The 17,909-nt window shown below is 42.5% G+C and carries 19 protein-coding genes; all 19 read left to right on the forward strand.

Annotation, left to right across the window (positions count from 1 at the left end; all coding sequences use genetic code 11):
* Positions 1 to 4: 4 nt before the first annotated feature.
* The 19 genes from BMZ06_RS04860 to BMZ06_RS04950 all read left to right on the forward strand — a co-directional run bounded on the left by BMZ06_RS04860 (position 5) and on the right by BMZ06_RS04950 (position 17,850).
* On the forward strand, positions 5 to 505 hold the full coding sequence (locus BMZ06_RS04860) for a flagellar protein FlgN (RefSeq protein ID WP_245755956.1): 501 nt from the start codon (positions 5 to 7) through the stop codon (positions 503 to 505).
* A gap of 17 nt (positions 506 to 522) precedes the next feature.
* The gene (flgK, locus tag BMZ06_RS04865) at positions 523 to 2,082 is read left to right on the forward strand and encodes a flagellar hook-associated protein FlgK (RefSeq protein WP_089750683.1); all 1,560 of its coding nucleotides are present in this window, start codon (positions 523 to 525) and stop codon (positions 2,080 to 2,082) included.
* 9 nt (positions 2,083 to 2,091) lie between these two features.
* Positions 2,092 to 2,961, forward strand: a complete 870-nt coding sequence (gene flgL, locus BMZ06_RS04870; protein WP_089750685.1) for a flagellar hook-associated protein FlgL — start codon at positions 2,092 to 2,094, stop codon at positions 2,959 to 2,961.
* A gap of 64 nt (positions 2,962 to 3,025) precedes the next feature.
* Positions 3,026 to 3,577, forward strand: a complete 552-nt coding sequence (locus tag BMZ06_RS04875; protein ID WP_089750687.1) for a DUF6470 family protein — start codon at positions 3,026 to 3,028, stop codon at positions 3,575 to 3,577.
* Positions 3,578 to 3,595: 18 nt separating this feature from the next.
* Positions 3,596 to 4,051, forward strand: coding sequence for a flagellar assembly protein FliW (gene fliW, locus BMZ06_RS04880; RefSeq protein ID WP_089750689.1), 456 nt, complete (start codon positions 3,596 to 3,598; stop codon positions 4,049 to 4,051).
* Positions 4,038 to 4,268, forward strand: a complete 231-nt coding sequence (gene csrA, locus BMZ06_RS04885; RefSeq protein ID WP_089750691.1) for a carbon storage regulator CsrA — start codon at positions 4,038 to 4,040, stop codon at positions 4,266 to 4,268. Before fliW ends, csrA begins: the two co-directional genes overlap by 14 nt.
* 455 nt (positions 4,269 to 4,723) lie before the next feature.
* Positions 4,724 to 6,268 carry a flagellar hook-associated protein 2 gene (locus BMZ06_RS04890; RefSeq protein ID WP_089750693.1) on the forward strand — a complete coding sequence of 515 codons (1,545 nt, stop codon included), beginning with the start codon at positions 4,724 to 4,726 and terminating at the stop codon, positions 6,266 to 6,268.
* Between the two features lie 26 nt (positions 6,269 to 6,294).
* On the forward strand, positions 6,295 to 6,684 hold the full coding sequence (fliS, locus tag BMZ06_RS04895) for a flagellar export chaperone FliS (RefSeq protein ID WP_089750695.1): 390 nt from the start codon (positions 6,295 to 6,297) through the stop codon (positions 6,682 to 6,684).
* Positions 6,684 to 7,037, forward strand: a complete 354-nt coding sequence (gene fliT, locus BMZ06_RS04900; protein ID WP_089750697.1) for a flagellar protein FliT — start codon at positions 6,684 to 6,686, stop codon at positions 7,035 to 7,037. The genes fliS and fliT overlap by 1 nt, the downstream gene beginning before the upstream one ends.
* An 11-nt stretch (positions 7,038 to 7,048) precedes the next feature.
* Entirely contained in the window at positions 7,049 to 7,432 is a 384-nt protein-coding gene (locus BMZ06_RS04905) for a DUF8042 domain-containing protein (protein WP_089750699.1), read from the forward strand.
* Positions 7,433 to 7,645: 213 nt separating this feature from the next.
* Complete coding sequence (hpf, locus tag BMZ06_RS04910) at positions 7,646 to 8,209, forward strand: ribosome hibernation-promoting factor, HPF/YfiA family (RefSeq protein ID WP_014644304.1); 564 nt, start codon at positions 7,646 to 7,648, stop codon at positions 8,207 to 8,209.
* 218 nt (positions 8,210 to 8,427) lie between these two features.
* Positions 8,428 to 8,622, forward strand: coding sequence for a hypothetical protein (locus tag BMZ06_RS04915; protein WP_089750702.1), 195 nt, complete (start codon positions 8,428 to 8,430; stop codon positions 8,620 to 8,622).
* Between the two features lie 159 nt (positions 8,623 to 8,781).
* Positions 8,782 to 11,298: a preprotein translocase subunit SecA gene (gene secA / locus BMZ06_RS04920; protein WP_089750704.1), complete on the forward strand. Its 2,517-nt coding sequence runs from the start codon at positions 8,782 to 8,784 to the stop codon at positions 11,296 to 11,298.
* Between the two features lie 94 nt (positions 11,299 to 11,392).
* A protein-coding gene (gene prfB / locus BMZ06_RS04925; protein WP_139205801.1) for a peptide chain release factor 2 occupies positions 11,393 to 12,500 on the forward strand; the annotation gives its coding sequence in 2 pieces (ribosomal slippage) (positions 11,393 to 11,464 and positions 11,466 to 12,500; 1,107 coding nt in all).
* 125 nt (positions 12,501 to 12,625) lie between these two features.
* Positions 12,626 to 13,507: a UTP--glucose-1-phosphate uridylyltransferase GalU gene (gene galU, locus BMZ06_RS04930; protein ID WP_089750706.1), complete on the forward strand. Its 882-nt coding sequence runs from the start codon at positions 12,626 to 12,628 to the stop codon at positions 13,505 to 13,507.
* 248 nt (positions 13,508 to 13,755) lie between these two features.
* On the forward strand, positions 13,756 to 14,595 hold the full coding sequence (locus tag BMZ06_RS04935) for a YitT family protein (protein ID WP_425431752.1): 840 nt from the start codon (positions 13,756 to 13,758) through the stop codon (positions 14,593 to 14,595).
* 46 nt (positions 14,596 to 14,641) lie between these two features.
* Complete coding sequence (gene cccB / locus BMZ06_RS04940) at positions 14,642 to 15,004, forward strand: cytochrome c551 (RefSeq protein WP_089750712.1); 363 nt, start codon at positions 14,642 to 14,644, stop codon at positions 15,002 to 15,004.
* Between the two features lie 178 nt (positions 15,005 to 15,182).
* Positions 15,183 to 15,869, forward strand: a complete 687-nt coding sequence (gene ftsE, locus BMZ06_RS04945; RefSeq protein WP_089750714.1) for a cell division ATP-binding protein FtsE — start codon at positions 15,183 to 15,185, stop codon at positions 15,867 to 15,869.
* Between the two features lie 475 nt (positions 15,870 to 16,344).
* On the forward strand, positions 16,345 to 17,850 hold the full coding sequence (locus BMZ06_RS04950; protein WP_089750716.1) for a S41 family peptidase: 1,506 nt from the start codon (positions 16,345 to 16,347) through the stop codon (positions 17,848 to 17,850).
* Positions 17,851 to 17,909 lie beyond the last annotated feature (59 nt).

The following is a 17,909-nucleotide window of genomic DNA, read 5'->3' on the forward strand; positions in this document are numbered from 1 at the left end:
GAGAATGGCATTGACGTTAAAATCAGTCATCCAGTGCATGGATCATTTGAAGCAATTGCATGAAAGCCTGCTTGTTTTATCCCGGGAAAAAACAGAAGCCCTGAAGTCGAATAACACCAATAGTTTACAGCAGCTGCTTACTCAAGAGAGGAAACACGTGCAGGCCATAAACAAAGTGGAAAAGCAACGTGGTGAAGCTGTTGTTTCCTGGAGCGAGGCTCAGGGCCTCTCTACATACGAACCGACCATTTCCAACATGATTGCTAATCTTGAAGGAGATTCTCAAGTAAAGCTGCAGGACATTTATGAAGAGATGATTCTTGTGCTTTCAAGCCTCAAGCAGCAGGAGCAGCTGAACGCCCAGCTGACGAAACAGTCGCTGCAATTTATTAACATGTCGCTTGATATGCTTCAGCCCTCACTTGAAAGTGTCAATTATGGGGGGAAATCAGCTCCTACAAGAAACGATAAATCGAAGCGATCCACCTTTGATTCAAAAGCCTAACACAGAGGAGAATTATCATGGTATCTACTTTCCATGGACTTGAAGTAGCTAAACGGGGGCTATTCACTCAACAGTCCGCTCTTTACACCACTGGTCATAATATATCGAACGCGAATACAGAAGGCTATACGCGGCAGCGTGTTAATTTTGAACAAACCGGACCCTACCCGGCTGCGTCCAGAAACCGCGCAGAAATACCTGGTCAGATGGGTACAGGGGTGCAGGCTCAAAATATTGAACGTGTCCGTACTCAATTCTTAGATGATCAGTACCGTGGAGAAAATAATCGTTCCGGCTACTATAGTGTAATGGCAAGCTCGATGGAACGTATGGAGGAAGTGATGAATGAGCCTTCTGAAAATGGCTTAGCTAAAACTATGGACCGTTTCTGGCAGTCGCTACAGGATCTGTCTGTTAATCCCGAAGACTCGGGGGCACGTTCAGTCGTCAGACAGCGGGGAAAGGCCGTAGCAGAGACATTCAATTACTTATCCAATACAATCCATACCATGCAGCTTGATGTAAAAAATGAAGTAAATGTTACTACGAAGGAGATCAATTCTCTTGCTTCTCAAATAAATAATGTAAATAAACAGATTGCTGAACTGGAGCCCCATGGCTATGTAGCGAATGATCTATATGATGAACGCGACCGGCTGATCGATCAGCTGTCAGGACACGTAAATATTGGCGTGTCTTATGAAGAACCTCCTTCTTCTGCCAGTCCTTTAGCTATGGGGAAAGCATCAATTACCTTAATGAACGGAAGCGGGCAGAAGCTTTCCCCGGCTTCGCAACTGCTTGATGGCGTGAGCAACTCAGTTAATCAATTATCAGTTTCTTACACGGCTGACGATACGGGGCTGGCTCAGTCTATTCAAGTGGGAGCCACGTCTTATGCCCCAGAGGAATTTGCCTCACCGGGCAAGCTTAAAGGTCTGATTGAAGCAGGAGGATATAAGGATGAGGAAGGAGTGGAACGGGGGATCTATCAAGGAATGCTGGGAGATCTTGATCAGATGGCTACGGCTTTTGCAACTGAATTCAATGCTGTTCAAACAAGTGGAGCCAGTCTAAATTCGATTAATACGGGAAATACGCCGCCAGCTTTCTTTTCTTATGGATCCACAACGGTGAATGCAGATGGCATCCGTGAAGGATTAGCTGGGGCAATTGATTTAACGAACGAAATAAAAAAGGATAACGGTCATATTGCTGCCGCAAGTAGTTCAGAACCGCTGGCTGGTAACGGAGATAATGCGCTCGCTCTTGGAGACGTACAGGAGAATAATCTTGAGCTGCTAGGCGGGGATACCTCCCTAAACAGTTTTTATGAATCAATGATTGGAGGCATGGCTGTCGAAACTCAGGAAATTCAGCGTATGGCGGGAAATTCCGGAACGCTGAAGCAATCAGTTGAGGAACAGCGTCAGTCAGTTAGTTCAGTCTCTTTGGATGAAGAAATGACGAATATGGTAAAGTTTCAACATGCATATAACGCAGCAGCTCGTAACATAACCGTGGTAGACGAGATGATTGACCGTGTTATTAATCAAATGGGGCGAGTAGGGAGGTAGGGGTGAACTATGCGTGTGACACAAAATATGCTTTCAAACAATATGCTTCGTAATCTTAGCCAAAGCTATGGACAAATGGGTAAATACCAGGAGCAGCTTACAACAGGCAAAAAAATCACTAAGCCTTCCGATGACCCTGTGGTTTCCATGAAGGGCATTAATTACCGGTCTCAGCTCTCAGAAGTTCAACAGTACAAACGGAATATCGGCGAGGTTCATAACTGGATGGACAGCAGTGATTCTTCTCTAGACAAAGCGACACAGGCGATGCAGCGTGTTCGAGAATTAACGGTACAAGCAAGTAACGGTACATACGACACCGAGCAGAAAGCAAATATCGCCAAGGAAGTCCGTCAGTTGAAAGAGCATATGGCAGATATCGCGAATACAAAAGTGAACGATAAGTACATATTTAACGGAGCCAATACGACTGAAGAGCCTGTAGATTCTGAGATCTTCACGATAAACAGTAGTATGAGTAAAGTCGAGATCGGCGTATCTGAAGGCGTTCGGATACAAGCGAATGTAAATCCGCAGCCCGTTTTCGACCAGGGGCTTTTCAACGATCTTGAAGCTTTTGCAGCGGATTTGGAAACTGGCTCAAATAAGCTGGATGGCTATATCGCTGTATTCGATAACAAAATCAATCAGATTGTGAATGAACGTGCTGACCTTGGTGCCCGGATGAACCGAGTTGATCTGATCGAGGACCGCCTGGAAAGCCAGGAAGTCACGGCTAGTAAAATGATTTCTAATAATGAAGATGCGGATATTGAAAAAGTCATAACGAATTTAAAGACTCAGGAAAGCATCCACAGGGCGGCACTGGGTGTTGGGTCCCGAATCATTCAACCTACACTGATGGACTTTCTGAGATGAATTTGACCCCACATTTGTGGGGTCGTTTGATGTCCGCTCTATTTTTAAATAGTGGAGGTGCTCAATGTCGATTCCTAAGCTGCAAATTCAAACTACTCAAGCCCGGCTGGGTATTGTAAGCAGCCCAGCTGCGCAAACTATCCGCCAGTATAAGGCCGAGCAGACGATTGAACAGTCAGAAGCGGATGTAAGTATTCAGCAGCGTTCTGGGAAGTTGACTATTGATCAGACGAAAGCGTGGAACAATATTGGATTAAAGAGTATTTTCACACGGACCGAAGAAACAGCTGCAAAAGCTCAGCAAATTGGGATGGATGGAATCTCCAGAACTGCGCAGGAAGGCGATGAACTCATGCGAATTGAGAATAAAGGTGATCCCATTGCCACTCATGCTGCACAGAATGCGCAGTTTGATTTTTCCATGATCCCGGGGGGACGGCCGGCTTTTGACCTGGTTGATATTCAATATGATCCTGCTCCTGCATCTATCACAATTGAATTCAACCATCCCAAAATTCAAACGGTTAAGCGAGCCCCCGATTTATCCTATCAACCTGGGAAAGTAGAAGTGAATTTAGAACAGCACGCCGATATGAAAATTGATTGGAAAGTTTAGAACAAAGGATGGATAAGCATGAAGATCGCAACGAAACACTTTGGTCATATAGAAGTTGATGAAACCAGGCTGTTGAAATTCCACAATGGGCTGCCAGGTTTTGAAATGTATAAAACGTATGCATTAATCCCTGTTGACGACTCAGCTGTTTATTTTGCTCTGCAGTCGGTTGAAGCAGCTGGAGTCGCCTTAATTGTCTCAAGTCCTTACATATTTTTTAAAGATTACGCCTTTGACGTAGATGAAAATACGAAGCAGGAGCTTGGATTAACAAGTCCGGATGATGTGCTTGTTTATAACGTTCTGACCTTGCACGATCCTTTTAAAGATTCGACAATGAACTTGCAGGCTCCTGTAATTATTAACTTGAAAAATAGAAAATCAAAACAGTTGATTCTTAACGACCAGAGCTATCAAACAAGGCATTTATTGGTTAACGGTCAGGAAGGCGGTGACCGCCGTGTTAATCCTTAATCGAAAAGCAGGAGAGTCGATCCGTATTGGAGACGATATAGAGATCAAGATTGTCTCCGTAGAAGGCGGTCAAGTAAAGGTGGGTATTGACGCTCCTCGAAATGTAAGCATCCATCGTCAGGAAATTTATGCGTCCATTCAAGAAGAGAATACCGAAGCGGCTACTTTAACGAAGAGTCTTTTAGATATGTTGAAAGATGAAAAGAATAATAAATAGTCAAAACATTTCTGGCGCTTAATGGCTTGTAAGTAGCTAGGTTATAACCTTACATTGGTTAACACCGTTCAGACATTTCGTGCTTCCTTTTTAAGACCGCAGTTCAGCTAAAAGATTTCGGAGTAGGTGTTCCCTATGTCACCTCGATTCATAGCAGCTTTTATTAGAAGCAGATGAGTTATCATTTCAAATAGCGGAAAGAGAGAAAATCCCATTCTTACTTGATGGGATTTTTCTGTTTTCACTTCATCTCTGAATAGGAATTACCGATATAGTAAGAAACCAATCCAGGAGTTGATGTAGGCGGACGTGCCCGGTCATTCGCCTCGCTAACATTTTCAAGCAAAGCTCCACTTTCCAGCCTGGTGAGAGATTATTCGCCCTGTAAAATGCTCGAGGCGATGACATTATCTCTTGAAATAATAGTACATCACAAAATATAAGTAGGTGAACATATGAGTGATATGAGAATCGGCGGACTGGCGTCTGGTATGGATACGGATAAGATCATTAATGATCTTATGCGCGCGGAGCGGCAGCCGCTAAATAAAATGGAACAAGATAAAAAGTGGATGACCTGGCAGCGCGATGCCTATCGCGATGTTAATAAACAGTTGAATGAACTAGATACACTCGCTTTTGATATGAAGCTTGAACGAACATTTAATTCAAAAAATGTAACATCCTCCAATTCAGCTGTTACAGCTACGGCCAGTGCTTCAGCAGGCACAGGGGATTATACCCTTAGTGTCGAAAAAACAGCCACCGCAGCTTATAACTATAGTGAAAGTACGATTAGTAAAGTGGGTGCATCATTTGATCCGGATGCAAAGCTGAGTACTGAGCAAGGAAACTTGAAAAATAATTTAACTCTGGGTCAGTCTTTTTCTGTTACCACTTACAATGAAGATGGAACCAAAAACGAGAAGACATTTGAAGTAACAGGAGATAAATCTCTTAATCATATTCTCTCGGAGATCAGCGATTCAGACTTAGGCGTGCGGGCTTTTTATGATAAAAGTGCGGATAAAGTCATGATCGAAAGAACAGAAACAGGTAATTTTAATCCTGAGAATAGCGGAGAGTTTCTTGGGGCAGAAATTGGTTTTAATGGCTCGGATGAGTTTCTATCTACGACTCTCGGGATTAAAAATGGGGATAACTCTACCGGTACTTGGAAGAAAGCAGAGAGAGGCGGTACAGATGCAGAGTTCACATATAATAACGGGCTGAATATTACATCACATTCGAATAATTACACTTTAAACGGTGTGAACTTTACGTTTAACGATGTAACGGATGGAAATATCAAAGTGAATGTAAAGAATGATGTTAGTCAAGCCGTGGATAAGATCGTTGAATTCGTCGATAAATACAATAAAATCATTGAAGAAATGAATGGAAAAACAGAAGAAAAGAAATATAGGGATTTTGCTCCCCTTACAGATAAGCAAAAGGAAGATATGGAAGAAAAAGAAATTGAGCTTTGGAACGAAAAAGCAAAAAGTGGGGTACTTAGAAACGATTCTGTTTTAGAAAATGGTTTAAGCAGTATGCGCACCAATTGGTACACACCTGTCGATAACGATGGAAACTTCCAAATGATGTCGGAAATTGGCATTACAACCTCTTCCAATTATCGGGAAGGTGGAAAGCTATTAATCAATGAAGATGAGCTTCGCAAAGCTCTTACTACTGATCCGGAATCCGTACATAAACTTTTTGCAGGTACGGAAGAAAAACCAGGGGTCGCCCGCCGTATTGAAAACAGTATCGAAGAAACGATATCGTCCATTGAAAGAAAAGCCGGTAAATCGACAACTTTAGATAATAATTTCTTGTTGGGGCGCCGTATCAAAGATATGGACGATCAAATGAAACGGTTCGAGGAACGATTGACACAAATTGAGGACCGCTATTGGGCGCAATTCGGTGCAATGGAATCAGCGATCCAGAAGATGAATTCACAATCCGCCTATTTAATGCAGAACTTTGGTTGATTTATATAAAGAGGAGTGATGGTTAGATGTCTATTCAGGCCTATCAAAATAATTCAGTAGAAACGGCTTCTCAGGGAGAGCTTACTTTGATGCTGTACAATGGATGCTTAAAGTTTATTAAGACGGCGAAAAAAGCAATTGAGAATCATGAAATAGAAAGGAAAAACACGAATATCCAAAAAGCACAGAAAATCATTCGCGAGCTGATGGTGACTATGGATCAGGATTACGAGGTTGCGAAAGACATCATGCCCCTATACGATTATATGAATCGTCGCTTAATGGAGGCTAATATAACTAATGATTTGGAAATTCTCGAGGAGGTCCAAGGACTTACCGAAGAATTTCGTGATACATGGAAAGAAGTAATTCTTCAGACGAGACGTGTTCAGCAGGGTCAGGGCGGCAGAGCGTAGTGACCGTATGGAAACAGTTTTATGACCTCACCCAAGAGTTAGAGGAAAAAGTTCACCAGACGGTCACAGAAAAAAATCGGGGTGAAATAGTAGCGTATGTCGAAGAAATTTTAGCTGAGAGATCTGCTCTCCTGCATAAACTGCCTCAGCCTGAAAGTGAGGGGGAGCGGGCGCTGATAGCTGACGTTCTACAAAAGGATATCAAGATTAATCAGAAGCTTGAGTTTCTTTTTGATGGTCTAAAACGGGACATGCGTAATATGAAAAAGCAGAAGTCTTCCAAACAAAGATACGCAAATCCCTACCAAAGTGTGTCGAATTATGATGGAATGTATGTAGACCATAAAAAGTAGCAGGTGATTTTTTGTCAGAACTAACAGTCGAACAGCATCAATTATTATTTGAGTATGATCAATTATTAAATACCATCAGTGATGCATTGGAATACTTAGAAAAGAACATAAAAAAAGAAGCTCTGCCAGAAGTGCAGCAAGTGTTTCAAGATGTGCTGCTGGCCCTTGATAAGGCTAGTACTAGTCACGAACAGATGGTTGCTCTTTTTAATGAAGACATAAATCTGATTACATTAATTGGGGACTTCCATGATGTCGTGAAGCTATTGCAGCAGTGGTTTGAGCTTGAAACGAATGAGGAGAAACGTCAGTTGCTTGTAGAAAAGGTAGTACCGGCCTTTGAGAGCTGGAGAAGTCAAATGCAATCCTATGTGAAACCATACATTGTGCATTAAAGAAAAGTCTTGTACGAGAATACGTTTTCTATCTTCCCTTAGAGTCGGCATGCTCAGACAATATTCATCCTGAAAAGCGCATTTAGTGCGGGGTGACAGCTTTTCCAACAATTACCGACACAAAAATGACAAAATTTTTAGATAGTTTATGCAGGAAAGGGTCAGGGTATGATAGAATATATATCACATAAGGATGAAAGGAGGACACTTCTTATGCTACAATATACCATTCGTGGTGAGAACCTAGAAGTGACAGATTCTATTAAGGATTATGTGGAGAAAAAGGTGGGCAAACTGGAGCGCTACTTTGATAATCCACCATCTTCTGAGGTTCACGTAAACTTAAGTGTCTATAATGATGAGCAGACAATCGAGGTCACAATTCCAATGAAGAACTTGCTTCTTCGTGCTGAGGAACACAATACAGATTTATATGCTGCCATCGACCTTGTGGTTGATAAATTGGAACGTCAAATTCGTAAGCATAAAACGAAGGTAAACCGTAAGTTCCGCCAGGAAGGTGCTCCAAAACATGTATTTGCTGAACTGGAACGTGAAGCTCAGCAGGAGCAGTTGAAAGAAGAAGAAAGCAGCGATTTTGATATTCAAATTGTAAAAACGAAACGTTTTGACCTGAAACCAATGGACAGTGAAGAAGCTGCCCTGCAAATGGACATGCTGGGACATAATTTCTACGTTTTTACAAATGCGAATACTGATGAAACAAACATTGTATATAAACGCCGTGACGGACGTTATGGCCTTATTGAAACTTGAGATTAAATGACAAAGCACCCCTTTCTAACAGGGGTGCTTTTTAAATGAATGAAATACTAAACATTTCCGCAGGATTCATGCCTGTTTATAAGTTTTTCTCTACATAAAACCCGTTTATCTTCTTTCCAAAGCTCGAAAAATTTAAATTTGAGCATTCGCTCCTTTTGACTCTTCATGATATAAAAAGACTATGAACTCAACCTTCAGGAGGAAAATCAATGAAAGCTACTGACTCTAGTCATGATTGTGATTTTTTATATCAGCGTCTGAGACAACAAGAAGAAACGATTGCTCAACTAGTGGATATTATTGGTGCAACTAATCGTCGGGTACATGAACTTTATCAGCGACAGCTTGGTGTCGAACATCAGTTTATACGGGAGCACCGATCCCCTTTTACGGCTTCGTCCTAATAGTTTCATTTGCTCCATCTTAATAACACCTAAAGCCCCCTCACAAAACGTTCATCATGGGTATGTACTTTATTGTCAGTCAGCTTCTCTTAGTGTTATGATAATATATGGATTAAACTAACCAACCGAAGATTCGAAACCAATAGAGGAGCGGTTGCAATGCTAGGAACTTTAAAGAAAATATTTGGCGATGGTAACTCACGTCAATTGAAGCGTCTCGATAAAACCGCTGAGGATATCGACGCATTAGAAACTGAATATGAAAAGCTTTCCGACGAGGAATTGCGTCAGAAAACTGATGAATTTAAAGAAAGATATCAAAATGGTGAAAAACTAGATGATTTATTAGTAGAAGCCTTCGCAGTCGTTCGCGAAGGCTCCAAACGTGTGCTTGGCATGCGTCCGTTTAAAGTACAGCTCGACGGTGCAATCGCGCTGCATGAAGGGAATATAGCCGAAATGAAAACAGGTGAAGGTAAAACACTTGCTTCTACCATGCCTGCTTATTTAAACGCTCTTACAGAAAAAGGCGTTCACATCATTACGGTCAACGATTACCTGGCGAGTCGTGATGCTAAAGAGATGGGAGAGCTCTTCAGTTTCTTAGGATTGACCGTGGGATTGAATTTGAATGGGATGTCCAAAGATGAAAAGCGTGAAGCTTATCTAGCAGATATTACTTATGGGACGAACAATGAGTTCGGTTTTGATTATCTGCGTGACAACATGGTGCTTTATAAAGAGCAGATGGTGCAAAGGCCGCTTCACTTCGCTATCATTGATGAAGTAGACTCGATTCTTATTGATGAAGCACGTACTCCCTTAATCATTTCAGGTACGGCATCTAAGTCAGCCGATTTATACCAATCTGCTAACTCTTTTGTACGTTTACTGGAGCAGGAAGAGGACTTCACATATGATGAGAAAACAAAAAACGTGCAGCTTACAGAAGAGGGAATCAACAAGGCCGAGCGCTTTTTCAAGATCGAAAATCTATTCGATCTTTCTAATGTCTCGCTGATTCATCATATTAACCAGGCTTTAAAAGCTCACACGTCTATGCACCGGGACACCGATTATGTGGTCGATGAAGGAGAAGTAGTTATTGTTGACCAATTCACTGGACGCCTTATGAAAGGACGCCGTTATAGTGACGGGTTGCATCAGGCGATTGAGGCTAAAGAGGGCCTTGAGATCCAGAATGAAAGCATGACACTTGCATCTATCACGTTCCAAAACTTATTCCGTATGTACGAGAAGCTTTCCGGAATGACAGGTACAGCCAAGACGGAAGAAGAAGAATTCTTGAACATTTACAATATGCGCGTCATTGTAATTCCGACAAACCGTGAAATCATTCGTGATGATAAAGCGGACCTTGTTTATAAAACATCAGATGGAAAGTTTAAAGCGGTTGTCGAAGATATTAAAGAACGTCATGAAAAAGGACAGCCGGTACTTGTTGGTACGGTAGCCGTGGAAACTTCGGAAATCATTTCGAGGTATTTGAATAAAGCCGGTGTTCCACACAATGTCCTGAACGCCAAAAATCACTTTCGTGAGGCGGAAATTATCGAGAATGCTGGTCAAAGAGGTGCCGTAACCATTGCTACCAATATGGCCGGTCGTGGTACCGACATAAAACTTGGAGATGGAGTGGTCGAAGCAGGTGGACTGGCCGTCATCGGTACTGAGCGTCACGAATCCCGCCGAATCGACAATCAGCTGCGTGGTCGTTCCGGTCGTCAAGGGGATCCAGGTATGTCGCAGTTTTACCTGGCTACGGATGACGAATTGATGCGCAGGTTCGCCTCTGATAATATTCGCAGCATGATGGACCGTCTGGGTATGGATGATTCGCAGCCTATCGAAAGTAAAATGATTTCCCGTGCTGTAGAATCAGCGCAGAAGCGTGTTGAGGGTAACAACTTTGATGCTCGTAAAACGATCCTTTCCTATGACGATGTGCTTCGCCAGCAGCGTGAAGTTATTTATAAACAGCGTTATGATGTGCTTACCTCGGATAATCTGCGTTCCATCATTGAACAAATGATTGAACGTACCGTGGAGCAGAATGTACAAGTTCATACCAGTGAGGAAGAAGAGGAGAACTGGGAACTTGAAGCAATTGTTGAATATATGCGTGCCAATCTTCTGGAAGAAGGCGACGTTACTGTGAAGGATCTGAAAGGTAAAGATCCGGAAGAAATGAAAGAACTGATACTTGAAAAAGTTAAAATGCGCTACGATGAAAAAGAAGAAGAGTTGACGGAAGAGCAAATGCGTGAATTTGAAAAAGTTATTCTTCTTCGCACTGTCGACCAGAAGTGGATGGATCACATTGATCAAATGGATCAGCTTCGCCAGGGGATTCATCTTCGTGCATACGGGCAAAATGACCCGCTTCGTGAATATCAGTTTGAAGGTTTCAGCATGTTTGAAACGATGGTTGGAAAAATTGACGAGGAAGTTGCTCGTTACGTGATGAAAGCGCAAATCCGTAACAATCTGCAACGTGAGGAAGTAGCAGAGGGAGCAAAAGCTGTTTCCAGCGATGGAGAAGAAAGCAAAGAGAGCAAAAAGCGCACGCCGTACGTGAAAGCAGACAATGTAGGTCGAAATGATCCATGTCCTTGCGGAAGCGGTAAAAAATATAAAAACTGTCACGGAAAATAAGGAGTAAGGCACTCTCAAAAGAGAGTGTCTTCCCTTGTCTTAAGGACCAGGCAATAATAAAGTAAGCACGTAGATATTTATAGGAGTGATTATTATGGATATGGCCGATGTACGCCATGAGTTAAACAATACAGCTGAACGACTAGCTGACTTCAGGGGGTCTCTTTGACATTGATCAAAGAAAAACCCGCATTGCTGAATTAGAAGAAGAAATGACAGAGCCGGGATTTTGGAATGATCAAAAAACGGCCCAGAAAGTTATTGATGAAGTAAATGGACTGAAAAACCTTGTCCATACCCTGGAAGAACACGAGGAAACGCATGAAAACCTTGAAGTGTCTTATGAACTTGTAAAAGAAGAAGATGATGAAGACCTACGGGAAGATTTAGTTGAGCAGGTTCAGCAATTAAAAAAAGACCTGGACCAGTTTGAATTGAACATTCTTTTAAGCGAACCTTATGATAAAAATAATGCGATTCTTGAACTCCATCCAGGCGCAGGTGGCACGGAATCTCAGGATTGGGCGAGCATGCTGCTCCGCATGTACACGCGCTGGGCAGAAAGAAAAGGTTTCTCTGTACAGACTATGGATTACCTTCCGGGCGATGAAGCCGGAGTGAAAAGTGTAACCTTGTTAATTAAAGGCCACAACGCTTACGGTTATTTGAAGGCTGAAAAAGGGGTACACCGTCTCGTGCGCATTTCCCCGTTTGACTCATCCGGACGTCGTCATACTTCCTTTGCCTCCTGCGAAGTGATGCCAGAATTCAATGATGAAATTGATATTGACATTAATACAGAGGATTTGAAGATCGACACCTACCGCTCCAGCGGCGCGGGAGGTCAGCACGTAAATACAACGGACTCCGCAGTAAGAATTACGCATCAGCCGACAAATACTGTCGTTACTTGTCAGTCTGAACGTTCCCAGATAAAAAACCGTGAACAGGCTATGAAAATGCTGAAAGCCAAACTCTATCAGCTCGAAATCGAACGTCAGCAGCAGGAACTGGATGAAATCCGAGGAGAACAGAAGGAAATCGGCTGGGGAAGCCAAATTCGTTCGTATGTGTTTCATCCTTATTCCATGGTCAAAGATCATAGGACAAATGTGGATGTTGGAAATACACAGGGAGTTATGGACGGCGATCTTGATAAATTCATTAACTCGTTCTTGCGATCCAAAATGGATGCATCTTAGGAAAGGAGCCTTTTTAAAAAGGCTCTTTTTTAAAACATAAGAGTAAAAGGGACGAACTACCTTTTTATATGAATGTTTGCTATGATGAAGGTAGTGAACACAATTAATAAGGCGGTGACCAAACAGTGAAAGTGAAAAAAGCGATTATTCCTGCAGCAGGACTGGGAACAAGGTTCCTGCCTGCGACGAAAGCGATGCCTAAAGAAATGCTTCCTGTTGTAGATAAGCCGACAATTCAGTATATTGTGGAAGAAGCGATCGAGTCAGGTATAGAAGATATTATTATCGTTACAGGGAAAGGTAAAAGAGCCATTGAGGATCACTTTGATCATGCATTTGAGCTTGAAGAAAACTTATATAAAAAAGGGAAGATTGACCTTCTTGAAAAGGTAAAACAGTCTGCGCATGTGGATATTCACTATATTCGTCAAAAAGAACCTAAGGGACTAGGACACGCTATCTGGTGTGCGCGCAAGTTTATAGGTGACGACCCTTTTGCCGTTCTTCTTGGTGACGATATCGTCCGCTCTGATGTACCTTGCTTGAAACAATTGATGGACCAATTTGAAGAAACCCATTCTTCGGTTATCGGCGTGAAAAAAGTTCCGCACGATGAGACAAATCGATACGGAATCATCGCGCCAAAGAACCAGGAGGGCCGCCGCTACCAGGTGGAGCACTTTGTGGAGAAGCCTTCCATTGAAGAAGCTCCTTCTGACCTTGCTATCATCGGACGTTATGTATTCACTCCAGAGATTATGGACATGCTTGAGACACAGGATGTAGGAGCAGGCGGGGAGATTCAACTGACCGATGCAATCGAGCGTCTAAATATGGAACAGCCCGTGTATGGTTATGAATTTAAAGGCGATCGTTACGACGTTGGTGATCAGCTTGGTTTTATTAAGACGACTCTTGCTGTAGCAATGGAGCGTGAAGATATGCGTGATGACGTTTACGAATTGGTCGAAAATATCGTTAAACAGCAGAAATCCTTTCACGGATAATGAGACGCGCGGGAGCCGACAGGCCCCGCGCTTTCTTTATGAAATAATCCTCTCCTTTACCGTATTAACACGTTATTTCAGTCTCATTTACAGTAAGTTAAGGCAGTGATATACTCCATAAGGTTTGCTGTACATGCAAACGTTTCAGATACTGCTTTTAAAATAATAAATCTATAGAATTGAAACAGGTATTACGCAGGGGGAAAAGGATTATGATGATGATGGCGAAAAAATATCGAAGAGAGCCGATGCCACCAGCCTTGAGGCATACGATGGAGTTTGCTTTCGTGATTTTAGGATCTTTCTTTGTGGCTTTAGCCTTTAATGTATTTTTATTACCGAATAATATCGCGTCTGGCGGTGTAGCGGGGATCAGTACAATTACAAAAGGTGTATTCGGATGGGAACCAGGGATTGTTCAATGGATACTTAATATTCCTTTGTTTATCATAGGAGTGGTCATTTTAGGTAAGAATTTCGGCATTAAATCTTTTGTAGGCACAATTACACTGCCATTATTTGTCTTACTTACAAGTAACTTAGAACCTGCTACACCAGATCCGCTGCTCGGGGCAATTTTTGGCGGAATGGGAGTAGGCTTAGGACTTGGAATTGTGTTCCGAGGCCGCGCTTCTACGGGAGGAATCGACCTTGCTGCACAAGTGCTGCATAAGTTTACTCATTTCCCGTTGGGCATTAGTGTTGCGTTACTGGACGGAATGATTGTGTTAACTTCAGCCATTGTGTTCTCCCTGGAGGAAGGATTATACGCATTGATTGGTTTATTTGCGACCAGCCGGACGATCGATTTTGTGCAAGTGGGCTTAAACACCTCGAAGAATGTTATGATCATCACAGAAGAAGTGGATGACGTACGTCAGGCAATTTTTAAGGAAATCGACCGAGGTGTTACTGTTTTAAGCGGTGCAGGCGGTTATACGGATCAAGAGCGTCGTGTCGTCATGTGTGTCGTTCAGCAGAATGAATTCACCAAATTGACACAAACGGTAAAAGTGGTGGATCCTGGGGCGTTCGTCGTAGCAATGAATGCCACCGAAGTACTTGGCGAGGGTTTCAAATCGGGATAGGAAGGTTATAATATTCCCATACTTAATTTTTCGAGGGGGAATCGAAATGAAAAAACTACTACTCTCATTATTCTTCGCTATGTTACTTGTTCTTGGCGCTTGCGGCGGTGGTGGAGACGAAGGTGCTTCTGACGATAATACTTCTGAAGAACAGACCGATCAGAGCTCGCAGGACGGTGCAACTGACACCACAGCTGCAGAGGGAGTATATCAGAACAACTGCTCCAGCTGTCACGGTGGTGAATTGGGCGGCGGCTTTGGACCAGCTCTAACAGAAATTGGATCTAAATATGACTCAGCCCAAATTGTAGATATTATCAAAAATGGTAAAGGTCAAATGCCAGCTCAAAGTCAGGTATCCGATGAGGATGCTCAAACGGTTGCGGATTGGCTCGCTACAATGGAATAACATAATGGTTGAAAAGTCCGGCTAAACTCCGGGCTTTTTTTTATATTGCAGCAATTGAATAACCTGAAAAAGAAATGTAATAATTTTATGTCTAAAATTATCGAATATCAATGTTATAATAAAGTTGTTTGTAAGAGACGACAGGAAGAACTAAAAAAAAGACTAAGGTGATCGCCATATGATAGATATGACAGGTGTCTATAAAACATTTCCGAATGGAGTTACGGCTCTGAACGGTCTGGATGTCCAAATTGAACAAGGGGAATTTGTTTATGTGGTCGGCCCAAGCGGTGCTGGTAAGTCCACGTTCACCAAATTGATTTACCGGGAGGAAAAGCCTTCCAGAGGAAATGTTAACGTTATTGATATGAATACTTCCACCATGAAAGAGCGGAAGGTCCCCATGCTGCGCCGTCAAATTGGCGTGGTGTACCAGGATTTCAGGCTGCTACCGAATCTAACCGTCTATGAAAACGTGGCTTTTGCCCTGGAAGTGATTGAAGAATCCAAAAAGAACATTAAGCAGCGAGTGATGGAAGTGTTGGATCAGGTCCGCTTAAGAAATAAAGCTCGCTTTATACCGGATGAGCTGTCCGGAGGCGAACAACAACGAGTTTCCATTGCGCGGGCAATTGTGAACCGTCCTAAGATCTTAATTGCAGATGAGCCCACAGGAAACCTGGACCCGGAAACTTCCTGGGAAATCATGCACATTTTAGATGAAATAAATGCAGGTGGAACCACCGTTTTGATGGCTACCCACAGCCGGGAAATTGTGAACACCATTCCTCGACGTGTCATTGCAATTGAGGATGGAATGGTCGTAAGAGATGAAATGCGCGGCAATTACGGATATGATGATTAATTGTAACGTTTATGTTCAGCATAAAAAAGCACTCCTAACCTAGGAGCGCTTTTTTTATGCTGAATAAAGTTAGTAAACTATTTTTGCTCCAACAAGTAAAGCAAGTATTTGCGACTCGTCGTGGAGTAAAAAGGTTCATCCATCAAGGTCACACTGTAGGGATTGAACAAGCGACTTGTAATCATTGCAGAAAGGTTTTCCGCTCTCTTTTCTATGCCTGTAAATTAAATGTAACGCGATATTGGAGAAATATGTTAAGTTGCAATTAATAATTTGTATGGTTATGTTTAGTGACCGTATATTTTGTTTTTCGAATCTAGTAGAAAAAAGTATAAATATTTCCTATAATTAGATAGACATGCCTGTAAGATTTATGGCATAACTTAAAGCAGAAGGGATACTCAGTTTTACGGTGCACATATACGTTTGCTAGGATAGGGACATTAGGGAAATTCAAAGTAGAAGGGTGAATGCGATGAATATAAAACCGCGTTACGTAGCACTTCTCATGGTGCTTGCGGTCCTATTGGGAGCTGCTGGTTCTTACATAGGAATAGAATACTTCGCTAAAGGGACGCAGGGGAGCTCCCAGACAGAATCATTGGCTAATGCGGATCAAAATGCTGACAGTCCCGGCAATACATCGGGAGAAGAAAAGAACAAAGCAACAGAAGATCAGTCGGAGAGTGCGGACTTAGAAAAAGTAGAGCAGGCATTCAGTACAATTAAAGAAAACTATGTGAGTGAAGTAGATAAGGATAAATTAATAGAAGGTGCTGTTCAGGGCATGCTGGACACTCTTGAGGACCCGTATAGCGTGTATATGGATCAGGAAACGATGAAGCAGTTTAATCAATCCATTGAATCCTCTTTTCAAGGGATCGGTGCTGAAGTAAGTATGGTAAACGACAAAGTAACCATTGTGGCCCCGATTAAAGGGTCACCAGCGGAAGAAGCCGGATTGAAACCGAACGATCAAATTTTGACAGTAGATGGAGAAAGTGTAGAAGGCCTTGATTTATACGAGGCGGTCTTAAAAATACGAGGTGAGAAAGGTACTGAGGTTACGCTGCAGGTAGATCGTCCTGGCGTGAGCGAGCCGGTAACCATAGATATCATTCGTGATGATATTCCGCTTGAAACGGTGTATTCCAATACAAAAGAAGTTGATGGGAAAAAAGTCGGTATCATAGAGATTACCTCTTTCTCTGAAAAAACTTCCGAGGAATTCCATGAAGCTTTAACTAAGCTGGAGAAAGACAACATGGCAGGACTCGTAATTGATGTCCGTGGCAATCCGGGCGGTCTATTTACAGATGTTCAGGAAATTTTAAAAGAATTTATTCCTGATGATAAGCCGATTGTTCAAGTAGAAGACCGAAATGGGGAGAAATCCCGTTACTTCTCTGATCTTAAAGAGAAGAAAGATTATCCGATCACTGTCTTAATGGATGAAGGAAGTGCATCTGCCTCGGAAATTCTTGCCGCAACGATGAATGAAGCCGGAGGGTACGATCTTGTAGGTACTAAAAGTTTTGGAAAAGGAACGGTTCAGCAGGCCATTCCTATGGGGGATGGAAGCACAATTAAACTCACCCTTTACAAATGGCTGACTCCTAATGGAAACTGGATTCACGAAAAAGGAGTGGAGCCTACAATAGAAGTGAAGCAGCCGTCCTACTTCTATACAAATCCGGTCGAAATTAAAGAAGAGTTGAAGTATAATGATAATAATGAAAAAGTGAAAAATATTCAAAAGATGCTGAAAGGTCTTGGATATGAGCCAGGACGGACGGATGGTTATTTCAGTCAGGGTACGAAATCTGCAGTAGAAGCTTTTCAAGCTGAAAACGGACTAGAAGCTACAGGTGATGTAGATGAAAAGACGGGTGGTAAGCTGGAAGAAGCAATCGTAGAAGAAGTACGCAAGGAAGAAAATGACCGTCAAATGGATAAAGCTGTGGAGGCCCTCTTCGAGTAAGCAGGACTCCCCCTTAGTTCGAGAAGTAAAGTCCGTAGTCTTTGACTGCGGACTTTTTT

The sequence above is a fragment of the Halobacillus alkaliphilus genome, from assembly GCF_900113125.1.
GTDB classification, from domain to species: Bacteria; Bacillota; Bacilli; order Bacillales; family Halobacillaceae; genus Halobacillus; species Halobacillus alkaliphilus.

What these genes read in the sequence shown, in the direction of transcription:
- BMZ06_RS04860 (WP_245755956.1), top strand. Translation starts at nt 5, where the DNA reads ATGGCATTGACGTTAAAATCAGTCATCCAGTGCATGGATCATTTGAAG.
- BMZ06_RS04915 (WP_089750702.1), top strand. Translation starts at nt 8,428, where the DNA reads ATGAAAGCTACTGACTCTAGTCATGATTGTGATTTTTTATATCAGCGT.
- BMZ06_RS04950 (WP_089750716.1), top strand. Translation starts at nt 16,345, where the DNA reads ATGAATATAAAACCGCGTTACGTAGCACTTCTCATGGTGCTTGCGGTC.
- cccB (WP_089750712.1), top strand. Translation starts at nt 14,642, where the DNA reads ATGAAAAAACTACTACTCTCATTATTCTTCGCTATGTTACTTGTTCTT.
- BMZ06_RS04935 (WP_425431752.1), top strand. Translation starts at nt 13,756, where the DNA reads ATGCCACCAGCCTTGAGGCATACGATGGAGTTTGCTTTCGTGATTTTA.
- fliS (WP_089750695.1), top strand. Translation starts at nt 6,295, where the DNA reads ATGTCTATTCAGGCCTATCAAAATAATTCAGTAGAAACGGCTTCTCAG.
- BMZ06_RS04875 (WP_089750687.1), top strand. Translation starts at nt 3,026, where the DNA reads ATGTCGATTCCTAAGCTGCAAATTCAAACTACTCAAGCCCGGCTGGGT.
- flgK (WP_089750683.1), top strand. Translation starts at nt 523, where the DNA reads ATGGTATCTACTTTCCATGGACTTGAAGTAGCTAAACGGGGGCTATTC.
- ftsE (WP_089750714.1), top strand. Translation starts at nt 15,183, where the DNA reads ATGATAGATATGACAGGTGTCTATAAAACATTTCCGAATGGAGTTACG.
- secA (WP_089750704.1), top strand. Translation starts at nt 8,782, where the DNA reads ATGCTAGGAACTTTAAAGAAAATATTTGGCGATGGTAACTCACGTCAA.
- hpf (WP_014644304.1), top strand. Translation starts at nt 7,646, where the DNA reads ATGCTACAATATACCATTCGTGGTGAGAACCTAGAAGTGACAGATTCT.
- flgL (WP_089750685.1), top strand. Translation starts at nt 2,092, where the DNA reads ATGCGTGTGACACAAAATATGCTTTCAAACAATATGCTTCGTAATCTT.
- BMZ06_RS04890 (WP_089750693.1), top strand. Translation starts at nt 4,724, where the DNA reads ATGAGTGATATGAGAATCGGCGGACTGGCGTCTGGTATGGATACGGAT.
- fliW (WP_089750689.1), top strand. Translation starts at nt 3,596, where the DNA reads ATGAAGATCGCAACGAAACACTTTGGTCATATAGAAGTTGATGAAACC.